General features: G+C 68.5%; 20 protein-coding genes, 1 tRNA gene and 1 pseudogene. 17 read left to right on the top strand and 5 right to left on the bottom strand.

Features of this window, described 5'->3' with window-relative positions:
* Window positions 1-38: 38 nt before the first annotated feature.
* Window positions 39-126: transfer RNA gene (locus C8N38_RS12000), tRNA-Ser, on the bottom strand.
* Between the two features lie 287 nt (window positions 127-413).
* Here C8N38_RS12000 and C8N38_RS11995 point away from each other — a divergent pair.
* Genes C8N38_RS11995 through C8N38_RS11965 form a run of 7 tightly spaced genes read left to right on the top strand, consistent with a single transcriptional unit; the run spans window position 414 to window position 6,639 of the window.
* Window positions 414-1,139 (top strand): SPOR domain-containing protein, encoded by a 726-nt coding sequence (locus C8N38_RS11995; RefSeq protein WP_108027417.1) that lies wholly within the window; start codon window positions 414-416, stop codon window positions 1,137-1,139.
* A 39-nt stretch (window positions 1,140-1,178) separates the two neighbouring features.
* Complete coding sequence (locus C8N38_RS11990) at window positions 1,179-2,342, top strand: D-alanyl-D-alanine carboxypeptidase family protein (RefSeq protein WP_108027502.1); 1,164 nt, start codon at window positions 1,179-1,181, stop codon at window positions 2,340-2,342.
* Window position 2,343: 1 nt separating this feature from the next.
* Window positions 2,344-2,970, top strand: a complete 627-nt coding sequence (gene tmk / locus C8N38_RS11985; protein ID WP_108027416.1) for a dTMP kinase — start codon at window positions 2,344-2,346, stop codon at window positions 2,968-2,970.
* A complete protein-coding gene (locus C8N38_RS11980; RefSeq protein WP_108027415.1) occupies window positions 2,967-4,094 on the top strand; it encodes a DNA polymerase III subunit delta' in 1,128 nt (375 codons plus the stop codon). Before tmk ends, C8N38_RS11980 begins: the two co-directional genes overlap by 4 nt.
* A gap of 6 nt (window positions 4,095-4,100) precedes the next feature.
* Window positions 4,101-4,913 (top strand): TatD family hydrolase, encoded by an 813-nt coding sequence (locus C8N38_RS11975; RefSeq protein WP_108027414.1) that lies wholly within the window; start codon window positions 4,101-4,103, stop codon window positions 4,911-4,913.
* Window positions 4,910-5,710 (top strand): MBL fold metallo-hydrolase, encoded by an 801-nt coding sequence (locus tag C8N38_RS11970; protein WP_108027413.1) that lies wholly within the window; start codon window positions 4,910-4,912, stop codon window positions 5,708-5,710. The genes C8N38_RS11975 and C8N38_RS11970 overlap by 4 nt, the downstream gene beginning before the upstream one ends.
* Window positions 5,710-6,639, top strand: a complete 930-nt coding sequence (locus C8N38_RS11965) for an AEC family transporter (protein ID WP_108027412.1) — start codon at window positions 5,710-5,712, stop codon at window positions 6,637-6,639. The genes C8N38_RS11970 and C8N38_RS11965 overlap by 1 nt, the downstream gene beginning before the upstream one ends.
* Before the next feature lie 28 nt (window positions 6,640-6,667).
* On the opposite strand, the gene C8N38_RS11960 is transcribed toward C8N38_RS11965, so the two are convergent.
* The 3 genes from C8N38_RS11960 to C8N38_RS11950 all read right to left on the bottom strand — a co-directional run bounded on the left by C8N38_RS11960 (window position 6,668) and on the right by C8N38_RS11950 (window position 9,896).
* Window positions 6,668-7,690 (bottom strand): ankyrin repeat domain-containing protein, encoded by a 1,023-nt coding sequence (locus C8N38_RS11960; RefSeq protein WP_108027411.1) that lies wholly within the window; start codon window positions 7,688-7,690, stop codon window positions 6,668-6,670.
* Between the two features lie 110 nt (window positions 7,691-7,800).
* Window positions 7,801-8,697: an RNA polymerase sigma factor RpoH gene (rpoH, locus tag C8N38_RS11955; RefSeq protein WP_108027410.1), complete on the bottom strand. Its 897-nt coding sequence runs from the start codon at window positions 8,695-8,697 to the stop codon at window positions 7,801-7,803.
* Window positions 8,698-8,831: 134 nt separating this feature from the next.
* Window positions 8,832-9,896: an RluA family pseudouridine synthase gene (locus C8N38_RS11950; RefSeq protein WP_108027409.1), complete on the bottom strand. Its 1,065-nt coding sequence runs from the start codon at window positions 9,894-9,896 to the stop codon at window positions 8,832-8,834.
* Between C8N38_RS11950 and C8N38_RS11945 the strand changes: the two genes are divergently transcribed.
* Window positions 9,895-10,200, top strand: a complete 306-nt coding sequence (locus C8N38_RS11945) for a DUF6476 family protein (protein ID WP_108027408.1) — start codon at window positions 9,895-9,897, stop codon at window positions 10,198-10,200. The genes C8N38_RS11950 and C8N38_RS11945 overlap by 2 nt on opposite strands.
* 24 nt (window positions 10,201-10,224) lie before the next feature.
* On the opposite strand, the gene C8N38_RS11940 is transcribed toward C8N38_RS11945, so the two are convergent.
* On the bottom strand, window positions 10,225-10,614 hold the full coding sequence (locus C8N38_RS11940; protein WP_108027407.1) for a DUF2147 domain-containing protein: 390 nt from the start codon (window positions 10,612-10,614) through the stop codon (window positions 10,225-10,227).
* A gap of 162 nt (window positions 10,615-10,776) precedes the next feature.
* Here C8N38_RS11940 and hisA point away from each other — a divergent pair, with 162 nt between their 5' ends.
* The 9 genes and pseudogenes from hisA to C8N38_RS11905 all read left to right on the top strand — a co-directional run bounded on the left by hisA (window position 10,777) and on the right by C8N38_RS11905 (window position 18,746).
* Complete coding sequence (hisA, locus tag C8N38_RS11935) at window positions 10,777-11,496, top strand: 1-(5-phosphoribosyl)-5-[(5-phosphoribosylamino)methylideneamino]imidazole-4-carboxamide isomerase (RefSeq protein ID WP_108027406.1); 720 nt, start codon at window positions 10,777-10,779, stop codon at window positions 11,494-11,496.
* A 139-nt stretch (window positions 11,497-11,635) separates the two neighbouring features.
* Window positions 11,636-11,767 carry a hypothetical protein gene (locus C8N38_RS22150; RefSeq protein ID WP_281258226.1) on the top strand — a complete coding sequence of 44 codons (132 nt, stop codon included), beginning with the start codon at window positions 11,636-11,638 and terminating at the stop codon, window positions 11,765-11,767.
* A 314-nt stretch (window positions 11,768-12,081) separates the two neighbouring features.
* Window positions 12,082-12,597: a DUF6950 family protein gene (locus tag C8N38_RS22305; RefSeq protein ID WP_425440042.1), complete on the top strand. Its 516-nt coding sequence runs from the start codon at window positions 12,082-12,084 to the stop codon at window positions 12,595-12,597.
* Window positions 12,597-13,307 carry a hypothetical protein gene (locus C8N38_RS21405; protein WP_158272347.1) on the top strand — a complete coding sequence of 237 codons (711 nt, stop codon included), beginning with the start codon at window positions 12,597-12,599 and terminating at the stop codon, window positions 13,305-13,307. The genes C8N38_RS22305 and C8N38_RS21405 overlap by 1 nt, the downstream gene beginning before the upstream one ends.
* A gap of 107 nt (window positions 13,308-13,414) precedes the next feature.
* A pseudogene (locus C8N38_RS22300) lies at window positions 13,415-13,921 on the top strand (phage tail protein); the annotation flags it as partial.
* A gap of 1,003 nt (window positions 13,922-14,924) precedes the next feature.
* The gene (locus C8N38_RS21920; protein ID WP_245895708.1) at window positions 14,925-15,752 is read left to right on the top strand and encodes a hypothetical protein; all 828 of its coding nucleotides are present in this window, start codon (window positions 14,925-14,927) and stop codon (window positions 15,750-15,752) included.
* Window positions 15,749-16,354 (top strand): hypothetical protein, encoded by a 606-nt coding sequence (locus C8N38_RS21915; RefSeq protein ID WP_245895706.1) that lies wholly within the window; start codon window positions 15,749-15,751, stop codon window positions 16,352-16,354. Before C8N38_RS21920 ends, C8N38_RS21915 begins: the two co-directional genes overlap by 4 nt.
* A 93-nt stretch (window positions 16,355-16,447) precedes the next feature.
* Window positions 16,448-16,711, top strand: coding sequence for a hypothetical protein (locus C8N38_RS11910; RefSeq protein WP_108027402.1), 264 nt, complete (start codon window positions 16,448-16,450; stop codon window positions 16,709-16,711).
* Window position 16,712: 1 nt separating this feature from the next.
* On the top strand, window positions 16,713-18,746 hold the full coding sequence (locus C8N38_RS11905; RefSeq protein WP_108027401.1) for a hypothetical protein: 2,034 nt from the start codon (window positions 16,713-16,715) through the stop codon (window positions 18,744-18,746).

Raw genomic sequence — 18,746 nt, 5'->3', positions numbered from 1 at the left:
GGCCAATCTTGGAAATTCACAATAAAATAAGAGTTTAATGGCGGAAGGGGTGGGATTCGAACCCACGGATGCTTGCACATCGGCGGTTTTCAAGACCGCTGCAATCGACCACTCTGCCACCCTTCCGTGCTTGCCAGCGTACGGTTTCCAGGGAAACCGAGGGGCCGGGCAAACCGTGTCAGGCTTAGCCGGAACTGCCGGGCGCGACAACAGGCTTGTGCGCCGGGCGCGACCGCGCAGGCCTGCGGGGGCGGGCAAAGGCGGCGCCCGTCGGGGCAAGCCTTTCCTTGCACCGCCTCTGACGATATGATTCGCGCGGATCTTGCAGCGGTCGGCCAGCGGTTGGCCGGAGCTGGCCGGGCGCAGAGGACGACGACGCCGCACGGCAAACGTGCGCGAAACAGGGGCGATGCATGCAGGGATACCGGATCGCGCGGATGGCGGTCCTGCTGGCGGTGACAGGCATTCTGGCCGGCTGTCAGGGTGGCGCGGGCGCAGGGCTTTTCGGGAGCAAGGGCGTCGGCGATGCGCCCGGGCCGCAGATCGTGCAACGCGCGGCGGGCGAGGATGTCGAGGCGCCCGAGGTGTTTCAGGCCGAAGAGACCGGGCTCTGGGACGGGCGCCCCTCGCTGGGCGGGATCTGGATCGCGCATCCCGACGTGACCGACCCCGAGCGGGTGATCATTCGCAATACCGCAACCGGCCAGTCGGTCGTCGGCGCGCTCTTCCGCCGCGAACGCGAGAGCCCGGGGCCGCGCTTTCAGGTGTCGTCCGATGCGGCAGCGCAGATCGGGCTTCTGGCCGGGCAGCCGACCGAGCTGAGCGTTACGGCGCTGCGCCGGACCCCCGACCCGCAGCCCGCCGCGACCGCGCAGGACGACGACGCAGAGCGCGCGCCGGCGGCGCTGACCCGGCGCTTCGTGCAGGTCGCCACGGTCGACAGCGCGGACGGCGCCAAGCAGACGGCGGCGCGTCTGACCAAGGCCGGGCTTTCGGCCGAAATCCGCGCGCCGGATCCGGGCGGGCGGCCGCTCTGGCGTGTCGTCTCCGGCCCCGTTAAGACCGAGGACGACCGGGCGGCGCTGATCGAGGCGGCGCGCGGGCTGGGCTTCAAGGATGCCTATGCCGTGACCCGCTGACCCGTTCGTGCGACGCCGGACCCAATGCGAGAGGTGACCATGCGACCGACCTTCCTGTCCGCCCTTGCCGGGGCCCTGGCGCTGATGGCGCTGTCCGTCCCCGCAGAGGCCAGCTTCGAGACCCGGGCGGGCGCGGCTTATGTGGTGGACCAGACCACCGGGACCGTGCTCCTGTCGAAGAATGCCGACCAGCCGGTGCCGCCCGCCTCGATGTCGAAGCTGATGACCCTGAACATGCTGTTCGAGGCGCTGCGCGACGGGCGGGTGACGCTCGAGACCCAGTTCTCGGTCTCGGCCAAGGCGATGTCGATGGGCGGCTCGACGATGTTCCTGAATGAACGCGACCGGCCGACCGTCGAGGATCTGATCCAGGGCATCATCGTGCAATCGGGCAACGATGCCTGTGTGGTGGTGGCCGAGGGGCTGGCGGGCACCGAAGAAGCCTTTGCGCGGCTGATGACCGAGCGCGCCCATGCGCTGGGCATGACCAATTCGACCTTCGCCAATGCTAGCGGCTGGCCGCATCCGAACCAGCGGATGAGCATGCACGATCTGGGTATCCTCGCGATGCGTCTGATCGACGAGTTCCCCGAATATTACGGCTTCTTCGGCGAGCGCGAATACGACTATGACGGCCGTGCCCCGCAGAACCGGTTCAACCGCAACCCGCTTCTGAAGCTCGGGATCGGCGCCGACGGGCTGAAGACCGGCCATACCCAGGAGGCAGGCTACGGGCTGGTCGGCTCGGCCCTGCAGAACGGGCGGCGGGTGACCTTCGTGATCTCGGGGCTGGAAAGCACCGAGCAGCGCGCCGAGGAAGGCGAGCGGATCATCAACTGGGCGTTCCGCCAGTTCGTGCAGCGCGGCGTGCTGCGCCGGGGCGAACGTCTGGCCGAAACCGATGTCTGGATGGGCGAGATCGAGAAGGTCGGGCTGGTCGCCAAGGACGATCTCGAGGTGCTGCTGCCGGCGGTGGTGCGCGACACGGTCGATGCCGAGGTGCATTTCCACGATCCGGTGCTGGCGCCGATCGAGGCCGGGCAGGAGCTGGGCGAGCTGGTGATCCAGCGCCCCGACATGGAGCCGCTGCGGGTGCCGCTGGTGGCCGAGCGCGAGGTGGCGCGGGGCGGGTTCGTGCCGCGTTTGCGAACCGCGACCGAGGTGTTCCTGCGCTGGGCCGAGAAGAAGGCCGCCGACCTCTGACATGGCCGGGCGCGCGCGGTTCATCACCTTCGAGGGCATCGACGGGTCGGGCAAGTCGACCCAGGCGCGCGCCCTGGCCGAGCGGCTGCGCGCGGGCGGGCATGAGGTCGTGCTGACGCGCGAGCCGGGTGGCAGCCCCGGCGCCGAGGAGATCCGGCGGCTGGTGCTGGAAGGCGACCCCGACCGGTGGTCGGCCGAGACGGAATTGCTGCTGTTCACGGCCGCGCGGCGCGACCATCTGGAACGGACCATCGGTCCCGCGCTCGACCGCGGTGCGGTGGTGATCTGCGACCGCTTCGCCGATTCCACCCGGGTCTATCAGGGCATCACCCGGGGCGATCTGCGGGCCACGGTCGACCGGCTGCACGACCTGATGATCGGTCGCGAGCCCGACCTGACGGTCATCCTCGACATGGCGCCCGCGACCGGGCTGGCGCGTGCCAAAGGGCGCAACGGGTCCGAGGAACGGTTCGAGGATTTCGGCGAGGCGCTGCAGGCCCGAAGCCGTCAGGGCTTCCTCGATCTCGCCGCTGAATTTCCCGGCCGCTGCCGCGTGGTCGATGCCGACCGCGCGCCGGACGAGGTCGCCCGCGACATCGCGCGGCTGGCCGAGGCGGCGCTGGCATGAGCGAGGCGGAGCTTCCCGAACCCGACCGAGTCGAGGGCGCGCCGCATCCGCGCGATACCCTTTGCCTGATCGGGCAGGAGGCCGCCGAGGCCGCGTTTCTCGATGCCTTTTCCGGCGGGCGGATGCATCACGGCTGGCTTCTCAGCGGGCCGCGCGGGGTCGGCAAGGCGACGCTGGCCTGGTCGGTCGCGCGGTTTCTGCTGACCCGACCCGCAGCGGGAGGCGATGCCGGGCTTTTCGGGGCCGAGGCCGCGCCCGACAGCCTGGCCGTGCCCGCCGATCATCCGGTCGCGCGCCGGATGGCGGCGCAATCCGAGCCGGGGCTGTTCGTTCTCAGGCGCGGGCCCAACGACAAGGGCAATGCGCTGTCGGCCGAGATCCGGGTCGACGATGTGCGGCGGCTGAAATCCTTCTTCGGGCTGTCCTCGGCCGAGGGCGGACGGCGCGTGGTGATCGTCGATTCCGCCGACGAGCTGAACGTCAGCGCGGCCAATGCGCTGCTGAAACTGCTCGAAGAGCCCCCCGCGAATGCCACCCTGCTGCTGATCAGCCATTCGCCCGCGCGGCTTCTGCCGACGATCCGGTCGCGCTGCCGCGAGCTTCGGTTGGGGCCGCTCGGGCCCGACGACATGGCCCGCGCGCTTGCGCAGGCGGGCCATGAGGCGGGCGACAGCGCGGCGCTGGCCCAGCTTTCGGGCGGGTCCGTGGGCGAGGCGATCCGGCTGGCCCGGCTGGACGGTCTGGCGCTTTACGCCGATCTGGTCGGGCTTCTGGCCGGGCATCCGCGGCTGGATCGGTCGCGGCTTCTGAAACTTGCTGAAAGCACGGCCGGGCGTGGCGCCGAGGCGCGGTTCGACCTGACGCTTCGGCTGATCGAACTGGTGCTGGCGCGGCTGGCCCGGACCGGGGCCACCGGCGCGCCCCCGCCCGAGGCGGCGCCGGGCGAGGCCGCGCTGTTGACCCGGCTGGCCCCCGACGCCCATGCCGCCCGCGCCTGGGCCGAGGCGGCGCAGGACCTGACCGCGCGGGCGCGCCAGGGCCGGGCGGTGAACCTTGACCCGGCTTCCCTCATCCTCGATACGGTTCTGAGACTTGACGAGACCGCCGGCCGGCTGGCCGCCTGAGGCGAGATGAGCGACACCAAGACCCCCGAAATCACCGACAGCCACTGTCACCTCGACTTCCCCGACTTCGCGAACGAACTGGACCAGGTGCTGGCCCGGGCCGAGGCGGCCGGGGTGACGCGGATGGTGACGATCTGCACCCGCCTCCGGCAGGAACCGCAGGTGCGCGAGATCGCCGAGACCCATGCGCCGGTGTTCTACGCCGCCGGCACCCATCCGATGAGCGCGGCCGAAGAGCCGATGGCCACGGTCGACGAACTGCTGGCGCTGGCGAAGCATCCGAAATTCGTGGGCATTGGCGAAACCGGGCTTGATTATCACTACACCGCCGACTCGGCCGACGTGCAGCAGGACAGCCTGCGCATCCATATCGCCGCCGCGCGCGAGACCGGGCTGCCGCTGATCATCCATTCCCGCGCCGCCGATGACGACATGGCGCGCATCCTCGCCGAGGAATACCGCAACGGCGCCTATGGCTGCATTATGCATTGTTTCAGTTCATCGCCCGAGCTGGCGCGCGCCGCGCTCGATCTGGGCTTCTACCTGTCGATGTCGGGTATCGCGACCTTCCCGAAATCGAAGGAGATCCGCGAGATCTTCGCGGCGGCCCCCCTCGACCGGGTGCTGGTCGAGACCGACGCCCCCTATCTTGCCCCGCCGCCCCATCGCGGCAAGCGCAACGAACCGGCCTATAGCGCCCATACCGCGCGGGTCGGGGCCGAGGTCTTCGGGCTCGACTATGCCGATTTCGCGGCGCGGACCCAGGCCAATTTCGACCGGCTCTTCGCCAAGGCCGCCAGCTGGCGGGCCGCCGCGTGAGCGCCGAGCTGCGCTTTACCATCCTTGGCTGCGGCTCGTCCGGCGGCGTGCCGCGGATCGGGGGGCATTGGGGCGCCTGCGACCCGGACAATCCGAAGAACCGCCGCCAGCGCTGTTCGATGCTGGTCGAACGCATCGCGCCCGAAGGCACCACACGGGTGCTGATCGACACCTCGCCCGATTTGCGCAACCAACTGCTGCAGGCCGGCGTCGGCGAGCTTGATGCCGTCGTCTTCACCCATTCCCATGCCGATCACGTGCATGGCATCGACGATCTCCGGCAGATCGTCTTCAACCTGCGCAAGCGGCTGCCGGTCTGGGCCGACGGGCCGACCCAGGACGCGTTGATCGCGCGCTTCGGCTATGCCTTCATCCAGCCCGAGGGCTCGCCCTATCCGCCGATCCTCGATCTGCATCCGATCGACGGGCCGGTGACAGTGCTGGGGGCGGGCGGCCCGGTCACGCTGGTGCCGTTCCGCGCCCGGCACGGGTCCATCGACGCGCTTGGCTTCCGGATCCAGGGGCTGGCCTATCTGCCGGATGTGGCCGAGCTTTACCAGGAAAGCTGGCCGATGCTCGAGGGGCTCGAGATTCTCGTGCTGGACGCGCTGCGCTATACCCCTCATCCGACCCATCTGAATGTCGAGGAGGCCCTGGCCTATATCGACCGCGCCCGGCCCCGCCGCGCGGTGCTGACCAACATGCATATCGACCTCGATTATGCCCGGCTCGACGCCGAGACCCCCGAGACCGTCACCCCCGCCTATGACGGGATGGTGCTGAGCCTCGCCGACTGATGGAAGCGCTGATCGAGGTCATCCTTCCGGTCTTTCTGGTCCTCGGTTTCGGTTATGTCGCGGTCTGGCGCGGGCTTTTCTCGGATGCGGGCGTCGACGGGCTGATGAAGTTCACGCAGAACTTCGCGATTCCCTGCCTGCTGTTCCGCGCCGTCTCGACACTGGATCTGGGGCAGAATTTCGACTGGCGGCTGCTGGTCAGCTTCTATTCCGGCGCCCTGACCGGCTTTGCGGTGGGAACGTTCGGGGCACGGCTCCTGTTCGGCCGCACCTGGGAGGACAGCGTCGCCATCGGTTTCATCGGGCTTTTCTCGAACTCGTTGCTGCTGGGCGTTCCGATCACCGAACGGGCCTTCGGCGCCGATGCGCTGCAGGCGAACTATGCCATCATCGCGGTGCATTCGCCGATCTGCTATGGCGTCGGGCTGACCGCGATGGAGATCGTCCGGAACCGCGGCGCGGGGCTGGTGCGGACCTCGGGGGCGATCCTGCGCTCGATGTTCCGCAATGCGCTGGTGATCGGCATCGCGCTGGGGCTGGTAGTCAATCTGGGCGGGCTGAGCGTGCCGGTGGTCGTGCAGGACGCGCTGGACCTGATGGTCAGGGCCGCGCTTCCGGCGGCGTTGTTCGGGCTTGGCGGCGTGCTGTCGCGCTACCGTCCCGATGGCGACCTGCGCACGGTGCTGTTTGCCTGCGGCCTGTCGCTGGTGCTGCATCCGGCCGTGGTCTGGGGCATGGGCACGGTGCTGGGCCTGTCGACCGGGCAGTTCCGCTCGGCCGTGCTGACCGCGGCGATGGCGCCGGGGGTCAACACCTACATCTTTGCCAACATGTACGGCGCGGCCCGCCGGGTCGCCGCCTCGGCGGTGCTGGTCGGCACGCTGGGCTCGATCCTGACCGTCTGGGTCTGGCTGGCGCTGCTGCCCTGACGGACCGGACGCCCGCAAGGCGCGGCGGTCAGCACAGGGACGGCGCGGACCGGACCCTTTCGATCACGACTTCCAGTTCGGTCCGGTACAGATCGCCGACGGCGCCAAGGGCGAGGTGCCGGGCCAGTTGCCGTTCGAGATAGGGCAGCACGCCTTCCCCCCGGTCGTCCAGCGCGCGCGGGTCGGCCCCGTGCGACAGCAGGCTTTCCGCCAGCGCGCGACAGGCACCGGCCATCTGAAGGGGCAGCCGCCCGGGCGTGAACCAGGGCTCCGAGCTGTGCGCGAAGGGGCGATTGGCATCGGCCCCGAGGTCCAGAAGCGCGTCGAGAACGGGCGGCGTGCCTTCCAGCACCGCGCGGTGCAGGGGGGTCCAGCGATAGGTGTCGGTCTCCGCCTCGAGATCGGCGCCCGCCTCGACCAGCAGCCGGGCCAGCGTCGCGGTGGTCTCGGCCGGTTCCCACGGGCGCGGATAGACCCCGAGTTCATGCAGCGGCGTCACGCCCTTCGCGAGCCCGGCATTCGGATCGGCCCCGGCCGCAAGCAGGATCCGCAGCACCGCGGGCGACCGGCGTTCCACCGACAGCGCGCGGCCCAGCGGGGTTTCGGACCGGGTGCCGTAACGGGCATTCGGGTCGGTGCCCACCAGCGCCTCTTGCAACCGGGCCAGATCGCCCGTCGCGATGGCGTCGAACAGCGCCTGTCCCGGCTCGGGCAGCACCTCGAACCGCGCCTCGGGAGTGCGCATCGCGGCCAGCAGGACCGCGCTCTGGCGCCGCAGCGCCTCGGACAGGTCCTGGGCGCGGTGGGTATCGCCCAGGCTCTCGGCCTCGGCATGGGCGGCCCTCAGTCGCGCGTTCCGTTCGCGGAAAGCCGCGCTTCCGGCAAGCCGCGAGCGCTGCGCCGAAATCTCGCGGACGATTTCCGGCCGCAGCCATCCGTCGGCCAAGGCCCTGGACCGCAACTCGTCCGCAATGGCCTCAAAACTGTCAATATCTGCCGTCCCGGCGGCTTCGGAGAGCTGCTCGAGGTACTCGTCAAGATCCAAACCCATTTCCACACACCAAAAAACAAAGGGAGTCTGCCCCCAGTGCTCGGGATAGTTGTGGAATGGGGCGATTTTTCTGATGAGATGAGACGAATTTTAGGCAACTCGTCCCAAAATCAGACCTGAGCAAGGAGTCCCTTCTGCGTTGCGAGGTCCTTCATCCGCTTCTGAAGCTTCTCGAAAGCCCGGACCTCGATCTGCCGGATCCGTTCGCGGCTGACATTGTAGACCGATGACAGATCCTCCAGCGTCACCGGCTGGTCCTGCAGGCGGCGCTGCATCAGGATGTCCTTCTCGCGGTCGTTCAGCACGTCCATCGCCTCGGCCAGAAGCGCGCGGCGGCTTTCCATCTCGTCCTTCTCGGCATAGGCCTCGGCCTGGTTGGCGTCCTCGTCCTCCAGCCATTCCTGCCATTCGGTGGTGGTGTCGCCGTCGCCGCCGACCATCGCGTTCAGCGAGGCGTCGCCCCCCGACAGGCGGCGGTTCATGGCGATGACCTCGTCCTCGGTCACGTTCAGGTCATGGGCGATGCGCTGCACGTTCTCGGGGCGCAGGTCGCCGTCTTCCAGCGCGCCGATCCGGGCCTTCGCCTTGCGCAGGTTGAAGAAAAGTTTCTTCTGCGCCGAGGTGGTCCCGAGCTTCACCAGGCTCCAGGACCGCAGGATATATTCCTGGATCGCGGCGCGGATCCACCACATCGCATAGGTCGCCAGCCGGAAGCCCTTTTCCGGGTCGAACCGCTTGACCGCCTGCATCAGGCCGACATTGGCCTCGGAAATCACCTCGGCCTGGGGCAGCCCGTAGCCGCGATAGCCCATGGCGATCTTGGCGGCGAGCCGCAGATGCGACGTCACCAGCCGGTGCGCGGCATCGGTGTCGTGATGGTCCACCCAGCTTTTGGCCAGCATGTATTCTTCTTCCGGCTCGAGCAGCGGAAACTTGCGGATCTCCTGCAGGTACCGGTTCAGCCCCTGTTCCGGAGACGGGGCGGGAAGGTTGGCATAGTTGCTCATGCGGGTCCCTGTTGCTCCTGCGTCACTTGTTAGGCAGGTAATGATCGAACCGGTCGGTTCAAGCTCTGCCCTGTCCCTTCATCGCACGGACCATGTTCGGTGTTCCGTCGAAAAAGGGTGAATGCGGCAAACGCTCACGAAGGCGTGCTTTGTTGTGTCAACCCCCCGAGGCGGCGGACAAGGTCCTCCATGTCGGCGGGCAGCGGCGCGGCAAAGCGCAGGGTCTCGCCGGTTTCGGGATGCACGAAGCCCAGCGTCGCGGCATGCAGCGCCTGACGCGGAAAGGCGGCGGCCGCGGCGGCGGCCTCGGGCCCCAGCGCCTTTTCCGAAAGCCGTCGCCGCCCGCCATAGACCGGATCGCCGATCAGCGCGTGGCCGACATGGGCCATGTGCACCCGGATCTGGTGGGTGCGGCCGGTTTCCAGCCAGCAGGCGACCAGCGCCGCCGCGGGCGGCGTGCCGAAGGGTTCGACCACCTTCACCCGCGTCACCGCGTGCCGCCCGCCCGCCGCCAGCACCGCCTGACGCTGCCGGTCGGTGCGGTGCCGCCCGATCCGGGTCGCGATCCGCAGCACGCCGCCCGTCTCGAAACTGGCCCCGGCCAGCCCGTTCAGCCGCGGGTCGGCGGCATCGGGAACGCCATGCACCAGCGCGGTATACTGGCGTTCGACCGTATGGGCGGCGAATTGCGCTGCCAGCCCCGCATGGGCCTTGTCGGTCTTGGCCGCCACCAGAAGCCCGCTTGTGTCCTTGTCGATCCGGTGCACGATGCCCGGCCGCCGCTCGCCTCCGATGCCCGCAAGACTGTCGCCGCAATGGGCGAGCAGGGCGTTGACCAGCGTGCCCGACGGGCTTCCGGGCGCCGGATGCACCACAAGCCCCGCAGGCTTGTCGACCACGATCAGGGCGTCGTCCTCGTAGACCACGCTCAGCGGGATGTCCTCGGGCGCGGTGCGGATCTCGGCCGGCTCGGCCAGCTCGATCTCGATTTCCTCGCCCTCGGCCACCTTCGCCCGGGCATCGGTCAGCGCCGTGCCGTTCCGCCATACCGCGCCGGCCGCGATCAGCTTGGCCAAGCGGGAGCGGGTCAGCCCGGCCTCCTCTGGCACATCGCGGGCAAGCGCCTTATCAAGGCGGCCGGGCGGGGCCGGTCCGATCAGGACGGCAAGACGGCGAGGCGAGGAGAGCGGCGAGGACATGGACGACAAACCCGAACCGGAGGCGCTGCCCCCCGATCTGAAACTGCTGCGGATGCTGGTCACCCTGTTGATGGTGACGATGATTGCGGGCTTTCTACTGATCGTCGCGCTCTTTGTCATCCGCATGCCGGGGCAGGGCGGCGCGCTGCCGCTGCCCGAGGCGCTGACCCTGCCCGACGGCGCCGAGGCCGCGGCGGTGACGCGCGGCCGCGACTGGGTGGCGGTGGTCACCGAAGACGACCGCATCCTGATCTATGACGCCGCGACCGGCGCGCTGCGCCAGACCGTCGAGATCCGCCACTGAGCCGGACGCGGCGCGCCTTGGTGTCTATTGTACCCGCTTCCAGCGGCCGCCGTCGCGGCAGATGCCGATGACGCAGCCCGAGACCGACAGGAACTCGCCCTCCAGCGCCATCTTGGAATTGTAGGTCTTGTTGCGGTCGGGCGCCCAGACCTTGCCCTTGCCATAGCGGCCTCCGCCCTGGGGTTTCATGTCCCAGACGATCTGCCGCCCGATCGTATCGGTTTCGATCTGGCGGCCCTGGCGATCATAGGCCCGGATCAGCGTGCCGCAAAGCGCGGCGCCGCAGGGCGCGATCCGGATATGCCCGAAATGGCCGTTATCGTCGAGCGGGGTCTGCCAGACCCCCTCGACCGGGTCGGCATGGGCGGCGGTGGCGGCCAGCGTCAGGGCCGCGATCAGAACGGTGATGCGCATCGTGCTCCTCCCAAAGCATGCGGGCAAAGTCTGGCGCGGCGGCCTCCGTCGGGCAAGGGTGACGTGAGGCGAGCCCGCCCTTTTGGCGCGCGCTCGGTCCCGTTGCATTCCGGGGCCGTTCCTGCGACAGAACCCCGACTCGGACCCGGAAGGACAGCGCCCATGATCCTCTATCCCGCCATCGACCTTAAGGACGGCCAATGCGTGCGGTTGCTGAGGGGTGACATGGACAAGGCGACCGTCTTCGGCGAGGACCCGGCGGCGCAGGCGCTCGCCTTCCAGAAGGCGGGGTGCGACTGGCTGCACCTGGTCGATCTGAACGGCGCCTTCGCGGGCGCGCCGGTCAATGCCGCGGCCGTCGAGGCGATCCTGGCCGCGACCGAGGTGCCGGCCCAGCTGGGCGGCGGCATCCGCGACATGGCGACCATCGAGATGTGGCTGGGCAAGGGGCTGGCCCGGGTGATCCTCGGAACCGTGGCGGTCGAGAACCCCGATCTGGTGCGCGAGGCGGCCCGCGCCTTCCCGGGCCGGATCGCTGTCGGCATCGACGCCCGCAAGGGGCGGGTCGCGACCAAGGGCTGGGCCGAGGAAACCGACGTGATGGCGACCGATCTGGCGAAATCCTTCGAGGATGCAGGGGTTTCGGCGATCATCTATACCGATATCGACCGCGACGGCGCGATGGCGGGCCCGAACGTGGCCGCGACCGAGGCGCTGGCCCGCGCCGTCTCGATCCCGGTGATCGCTTCGGGCGGCGTGTCGTCGCTGGCCGATCTGACGGCGCTTCGGGCCACCGGCGCGATAGCGGGCGCGATTTCGGGGCGCGCGCTTTACGACGGCGCCATCGATCTGGCCGAGGCCCTCGCGCTTCTGAAGGACTGAGGCCCGGACGGACCGGTCCGTGTCAGGAGACGCTGAATACCTGAGTGACCGGAAGGTCCTGAAGTATTGAGATGAGATCCTTCGACTCGGCCACGACGGCCGATCTCGCCAGGCCGGTTCCCGTCATGCGGAGATCCTCGTGTGGATCCAGGCGCGCCACCGCGCCACGGGGGCGGCGACCGAGGTGGGGATCTCCACGCTGCCCCAGACCGAAACCCTCTCGATCGGCGGGCGGACGCGCACCTATTATGGCGCCGGCACGATGGTCTGACTGCCGCAGCTGACGCTGAGCCTGATCAAGGCCTCGCCCGCGCTGCGTCAGGCAATCTCGGTCTACGATGCCCGGCACGCCCCGGTCGAAATCCACCGTGCCCTTTGCGACCCGGCGACCGGCGCGCTGATCGCGGAACCGCATGTCGTCTTCACCGGCTATCTCGACAAGCTTGAGGGACGCGCGGCGGCGGGGGGAGGAGGGCGAGCTGCCCGCCAAGCTGGTGCCTTTTTCGCAAAGGCTGACCCGCACTTTGCCCGCGCGCTGGAGCTACGAGGTCATCAAGGCCGCCAACGGCGACGGGTTCTGCCGGTATGCCGTGGTGTCGGCGGAAACGAACTTCGTCCGGGAGAACAAAACGCAGAAGTCCGGTTCCGGGGGGCACCTGGCGGGATCCGGGTGCGGACGGGAGGCTGGGCATCGATATTTTCCGCCATCCGGACTGGCAACGGCGCCTGATCGGCTATCTCGAGTCGCGCGCTTCAACGCCCTTTGAATTCTGCATCCACGATTGTGCGGCCTTCGCGCACGGGGCGGTCGAGGCTATCACGGGCACGGCGCTTGCGCCGGATCGGTTCGGGTATCGCACCCATTCCGGGGGGCTGCGCGTGGCACGGCGGGCCGGGTTCGCGGATGCCGCGGGCTGGCTCGATGCGCATCTGCCATCTTGCCCGCACAGCATGGCGCGCCCGGGCGACCTGGTGCTGGTCGCTGGCGACGAGGGCCCGACGCTGTCCGTCTGCCAGGGCCCCTATGTCTATGTGCCGATGGCGATCGGGTGGGGGACCATGCCGCTGACGACCGGGCTGCGCGCCTGGAGGATAGGCTGATGCCTCAGGCGGGACTTGCCATCGCCGGAGCCTGGTCTGCCTTCACGGCATCGGCCGTCGGATCCTTTCTGCTGACAAATACCCTCGGTCGGCTGCTTGTCACCGTCGCCGTCAGCGCATTGATGCGCGCGACGATGACGAAGCCGAAGGACCCGGGCATATCCGCGAAGGTCACGCAAGCCGGCGCGGACAACCCGCTGAACATCCCGCTTGGCACCTATGTTCCGGACGGCACGCGGATTGCACCGCCCATGACCTGGGGCGGATCGAACCAGTACGCGACCTTCGTGATCGCGCTGTCGGCGGTGCCCGGGTGCCATCTGCGCCGGTTCGCACTGGATGGCGAATGGGTCGACCTGGATTTCGACCATCCGCACCCGCTGGTGGGCTATCCGGTCCAGGGCAGGTACCAGGGGAAAGCATGGGGCAAGTATTACGACGGTACCCAGGCCACGGCGGATGCGCACATGTTGGAAAAGTGCGGCGGCCATCCGGACTATCCCTGGTCGGCCGACATGGTCGGCGAAGGTATCTGCTATGCGATCGTCACCCTGCAATACGACCGCGAACTGTTTCCGAGCCCGGAACCGCGAATGCTGTTCGAGCTGTCCGGGATCCCGCTTTACGACCCGCGGAAGGACCCATCGGTCGGCGGCGCTGGCGCCCATCGCTGGGATCAGCGATCGACGTGGGCACCCAGCGATGCCTGATCACGCAGGCCTACAACATCGCGCGCGGGATCGCGCTTTGCACAGGCGATATCTGGGGCGGCGATTATCCCGTCTGGGCTTTGCCGCTCACCCACTGGTTTGCGGCGATGAACGCCGCCGATGCCGATGACGGAACGGGCGTCGCGATGTACCGCGGCGGGTACAGCGCGACAGTCGACGGCAAGCCCAAAGACGTGATGGAGGAGCTGTTCAAGGGCGCGGCCGCCGATGTGACCGAAACGGCCGGCCAGCTGCTGGTGCGGGTGGGCGGACCCGCGCTGCCGGTGTTGTTCGTCACTGATGACGACTGGCTTATCAGCCGGGAGCGGACCGAGACGCCGTTCCCGTGCGTGACCGAGACGTTCAATGGCGCGCGGGCCAAGTATCCGGAGCCCGCCAGCCTCTACAGCCCCGAGGACGCGCCCGCGCGGATCGTTCCGGAATACGAGGCCGAGGATGGCGGGCAGCGCCAGCTGGCCGATCTGCAATACCCGGCCGTGCCCTATGTCGACCAGGTGCAGCGCCTGATGTACGCCCTGGTCGAGGACAATCGCCGGTTCATCCGCCACGGCGGCACGCTGCAGGGGGCGGCCGCGCTGCTGGACCCGATGGATTGCATCGCCTGGACCTCGGCCGAATACGGCTACACCGCCAAGGTGTTCGAAATCGCCGGGCTGACCGAGGACCTGCGCGGATGCCGCGCGGCCGTGTCGCTGCTTGAACGGGACCCGGACGACTGGATCGTTCCGCCGGAAGCCATCCTGCCGTCGACCCCGGTGTCGCCATCCGCGACGCCGCCCGCGCCCCAGACGGTCCCGGGGCTGCAGGTTGCGGGCATTGCCCTGAAGGATGCGCTGGGGAGGGACCGGTGGGCGGCGATCGCAATCACCTGGGACCCCGCGGATCTGGCCGATGGCGACGGCATCCGGTGGCGGGTGCGCCTGGCGCCCGGCGGCGCAATCCCGGCCCAGGGCGAAAGCTATGATGCGCCTGCGGGCCGCATCGTCGTGTCGGAAGGGATCGTCGGCGCGACCGCATACGAGGTGCAGGCCGAAATCGTCGTTGACCGGCCGACCCAGGCCTCGAGCTGGCTCAGCATCACGACCCCGGACGTTCGCCTGTCGGTCGAGGATCTGGACGACGAGGCGCAGCTGGTCATTGCGGCGGGGACCGACGCGCTTGCGGACATCGCCGCGCTCAGGGACGGCTGGAGCGGGACGCTGGGCGAATACGCGGACGCCCTGACCCTGGCCGACATGTCCAATCTCGGCGCCGATATCGACACGGTCTACGTGACCGATGCCAACTTCGCGGCCGCGACCACCGCGCTGCAGGCACGGCTGGAAACGACGCCCAGCCTGTTGTCCGTCGGGAACTTCGTCTACGGAATCGGTCGGTGGACCGCCCCTGCCGCGGTGCTGGACGCGGGCGCCTATGCCCAGAGCATCGGGATTTCCAAGCTGTTGCGGCTGACCGACCGCAGTACATTCGACGGCCCGATGCGGTCCGACCCTGCGATCGCGGGTCGAAAGCTGCGGTGGAGGGGCCGGGCTTCGAACGGGCCGCAAGGCGCTGTCGACCACCTGGTCGACTGGGCCAACCCTCGTGCTGATCGACGTGACCGCAGTCAAGGAAGTGCAGGTCAGCGTGGATACCCTGGCGCTGACCAAGGTCGATGCGGACGGGGCGCGGGCCGCGGTGACCAGCGAGATCTCGGCGCAGTTCGCGGATCTCGAGGCGCTGGCCTCGGCCACGTCTTATGCCGCCGCGACGGCCGATGGAATCGCGGCGGGGTTCGTGTTCACGCTCAATGGCGCGAACGTCGCCCAGCTGGTCAGCGTCGCGAGCGGCACCGAAGGTCCACCGGTATCGGTCTTCGTGCTCGATACCATGACGGTCCAGTCCGGAAACTACGTGCCTGGCGTGTCGGGGTATCGCCTGGGCCAGGATGGCACGCTCGAGATCCAGAGCCTGATCGAGAGGGACGCGCTGAAGGACGGCGCGATCACCGACAGTTTCGAGGTCGTGGCGATGGCGGTCCAGTCGACGTCTTACGACGGCGATTTCCTCCTGACCGAGATGTTCATTCCCGAGGCGGCGATTGCGGCCGTGCCCGGGCAGCTCTTCGCATTCAGTGTGGTGCTCGATGCGGCCTACGGCGGTGTGCCAAACGCCACCGACTACATGCAGAACTACATCTATGTGCGGTACCAGCTGACCAGCTGGGCAGACGGGTCCCGCTGGGAAACGGTCAAGTCCTGGAACCTGGAAGACGACGTGGGCGTCAACCTGAACTACCGCTCGATCGGGGTCGCGGGCTTCGTGCCGGTGTTCTGCAAGGGGTTCCGTCTGCAGATCCGCTGGGCCAAGCAGGAGGACGCAGCCCGCGCGCGCATCTATGTGCGCAACATCATCCTCTCGGCACAGGCGGTGGCGGTGACATGACCTATCCTTGGGCATTGGTCGACGAGTCGGGATACGTCCTGTCGGCGGGCTCCACGTCTCAGGCCGCCGCGGTACCGGAGGGCGCGGTGCCGCTGCCGCCGGAGGTGTCACCGCGCATGGCACATCTCTTTCGAAAGCTCGGGAACGCCTGGATTGCGCGGCCAGCAGAGGATTTCCCGCCAAACCCTTCGCCGGAACCGGAACCGGCGGGCGCGGCACTGGCGTCGGCCCGGCGCCGTGCCATCGCCGAGATTACCGATGTGACCTCGGCTTTGCGGCGCCGCTACATCACGGCCGCGGATGGGCAGGACATGCTGTACCAGGCGAAGCGCGATGAAGCCGTGGCCTATCTCGCGCTCGATCCGGAACCGGCCACGCTCACGCTTTTCCCGCTTCTCGCGGCCGAGGTCGGTATTACGGCGTCCACGCCTTACGAGTTGGCCCAGCTCTGGGTGAACATGCAGGCGATTTGGCTCGCCGCGGCCGCACAGATCGAGCCGATCCGGCTGACGGCCGTCTACACCGTCGAAACTGCCGCGACCGAGGGCGAGATCGCCACGGCGCTCGCGACATTCCGGGCTGCGATCGGGGGACTTGGGTAGACACCCGCAGGGGCCTGCGGGCGGTCTGGCCCACGACGTAACGGCACTTTGAAGCGACGTTTATGACCGGTCAAGCGCGCATTCGGAGGCCCCATGCTGACGCCCCTCACCCTCGCGGCCGCGTGGTCGCCCGCAGCCCAGTTCAGTGTCGCGGAAGACACCGACGTCCTGCTGTCCAACCCGTCGCCGTATTTCCGCCTGGTCTGGACGGTCACGACCTCGACCGACGCGCCGGCCGTCGGCGTCGACCAGGCCAACCCGCTCCTGCCGAGTTCGGGAATGCCGATGACGCTTTACGCGGGCGAGACCTTGCACCTGGCCGGGACGGCCGGAGCACCCGCCGGCGTGGAGCACTGAGATGCCGCGCATCGGCGGCGGGCGGTGGGCGGGGCCCGGCGGTGGTCGGCGCCTGATCGTCGGTACCGGACCTGTGCTGGGCGCGCTGGCCGACGGCGACACGCTCGGGCTGGCCGTGACCTGGGGAAGCTACGCGTCGACCATCGGCGGCACGCTCGCGACCGCGCGGGAAATGCGGCTCGGCGCGGGCAACTGGGCCAGCTATGACGGCGATGTCGAGGTGTCGGCCGGCGAGGATTGGCAGATCCGGGAGACCGTCAGCTTGTCCGGATTGACGCTCAGCCGCACATTCCTGTCCGGCGTGTCGGCGGTGGTGGCCCTGGAACCGGCGTGGTCGGCCCCCATCGCCGGAAATGGTCTCCCTGACCTCACGCTCTATATCGGCGGCGATCCTGTCGTGATCGACGTTAGTTCGGATTTCGATCTCGGGAACCCAACGGCCAGCCTCGCGCCGGTCGGGACGCTTCCCGCGTGGGCTTCATGGTCATCGCCCAACGTGACGCTCGATCCTGGCGAGGTCAGCGATGCGACTTCGGCGACACTGGTGTTCCGCGCAACGAACGTGATCGACACGGCCGACACGGGGTTCCAAGTCGCAATCATCTCTCCCTACGCCGCGCCGACCTATACCGTCTCCCTTGGGGCGATCGTCGAGGGCCAGACGGTCGGCGCTCCGGGGAGCGGCGCGAACGTCCAACCGACGCTCTCAGGGGGCGCTGGCGTTCCAGCGGCCGCCCTGACATGGAGCGCCACAGTGGACGGCTCCCCCGCGTCGCTGCCGATCACGGCCGTCGCGGGTACCGATATCGTGCTGACCGCCAGCGACGCGAGCCACCCCACCGGGGCGTTCAGCGCGTCGTCGAGCCCCGTCACTGTCTCTGCCGCGGCGACCCTTTCGATCGACACCGCGCCGACGCTTTCCAGCGTTGCGCCGGTCGAAGGGAACACCATCGCGGCGACGCCGGGCACGGTCAGCGGCGGCGAGTCGACGCGCACATGGCGCTGGTACTCCGGCGCGACCCTGCTGCAAGAGGGGCCGAGCGCTGCCTATACCATCACAGCGACGTCTGTAGGCGGAACCATCTTCGCCCAACAGGTTGAGATCCCGCTTGGATCAGGTAGCCCGGTCACGCGCGACAGTGCCCCGTCCGGGACCGTTGTGCCGCTGGTTTTTTCGATCCTAGACAACGACAACGGCACCGCCGCGATTACGTTTACCGAGGGCGCGGAATCGCGGGTCTTTTACGAAATCCCGGACGGCCCCTATCAGGGCACATATGACCTGGACCTGGGTGTGCTGCAGACCCTTCCGGTCTGCATCGCAACGCCGGCTCTGACCGGCACGGCGACCGTGGGCGAACTGCTTACATCGGTCGCATTCTACTGGGTCTATAACCCCGACCTCGGCGATCTGGTCGTCGAGGACGGATGGGAGACAGGCGGCGAGGTGATCGCCGATGCTTCCGGACTGACCCATTTGGTAGGCGAGGCGGAGGCAGGGCTGGCCACCGGCCGCACCGAAACCGGAACCCAGGCGGGGGCGTCCGGCCCTGTGATTGTGCGGGGGCCGACACGGCAAATTGCATCCGGATCGGTGCAGCCGGTCATTTCCGACTTGGCTATCGTCCGCACCGGGTACAGCGAGCTTCGGATATCCGCCGACGTGACGAATGTGGGGGACGGTGCCCTGCATGTCGTCGCGGGCGATCTGCTGTCGCCGAATGCACGGCAAATCTCTCAGGGTCTGACAGGCGAAGGCGAGCCTGCATTTCGGGTTGGATCCACCCCGATCACCGCGCCTGGTGTCGTGGCCGTCGCCGTCAGCGCGTTCAGCGAGGGCCCCGAGATTATCGAGGTCGCGGTGGCCCAGATCTCGATCAGCGACGATCCCTCGAATGTCCTGTCCGGAGTGACCAGCCTTCCGCCGCCGACCGCCACTGGCGGGTCGGTCATTATCGCCGGACCGATCTTTGATCCCGCCGACTGGATCATAGGCGCCATCGGCGGCGGCCACATTAGATTCACAGGAGCCTGA

The organism is Rhodovulum kholense, assembly GCF_003053725.1.
GTDB lineage: Bacteria > Pseudomonadota > Alphaproteobacteria > Rhodobacterales > Rhodobacteraceae > Rhodovulum > Rhodovulum kholense.
Note: the sequence above shows the minus strand (reverse complement) of the source record. Positions and strands in the feature narration are given on the sequence as shown.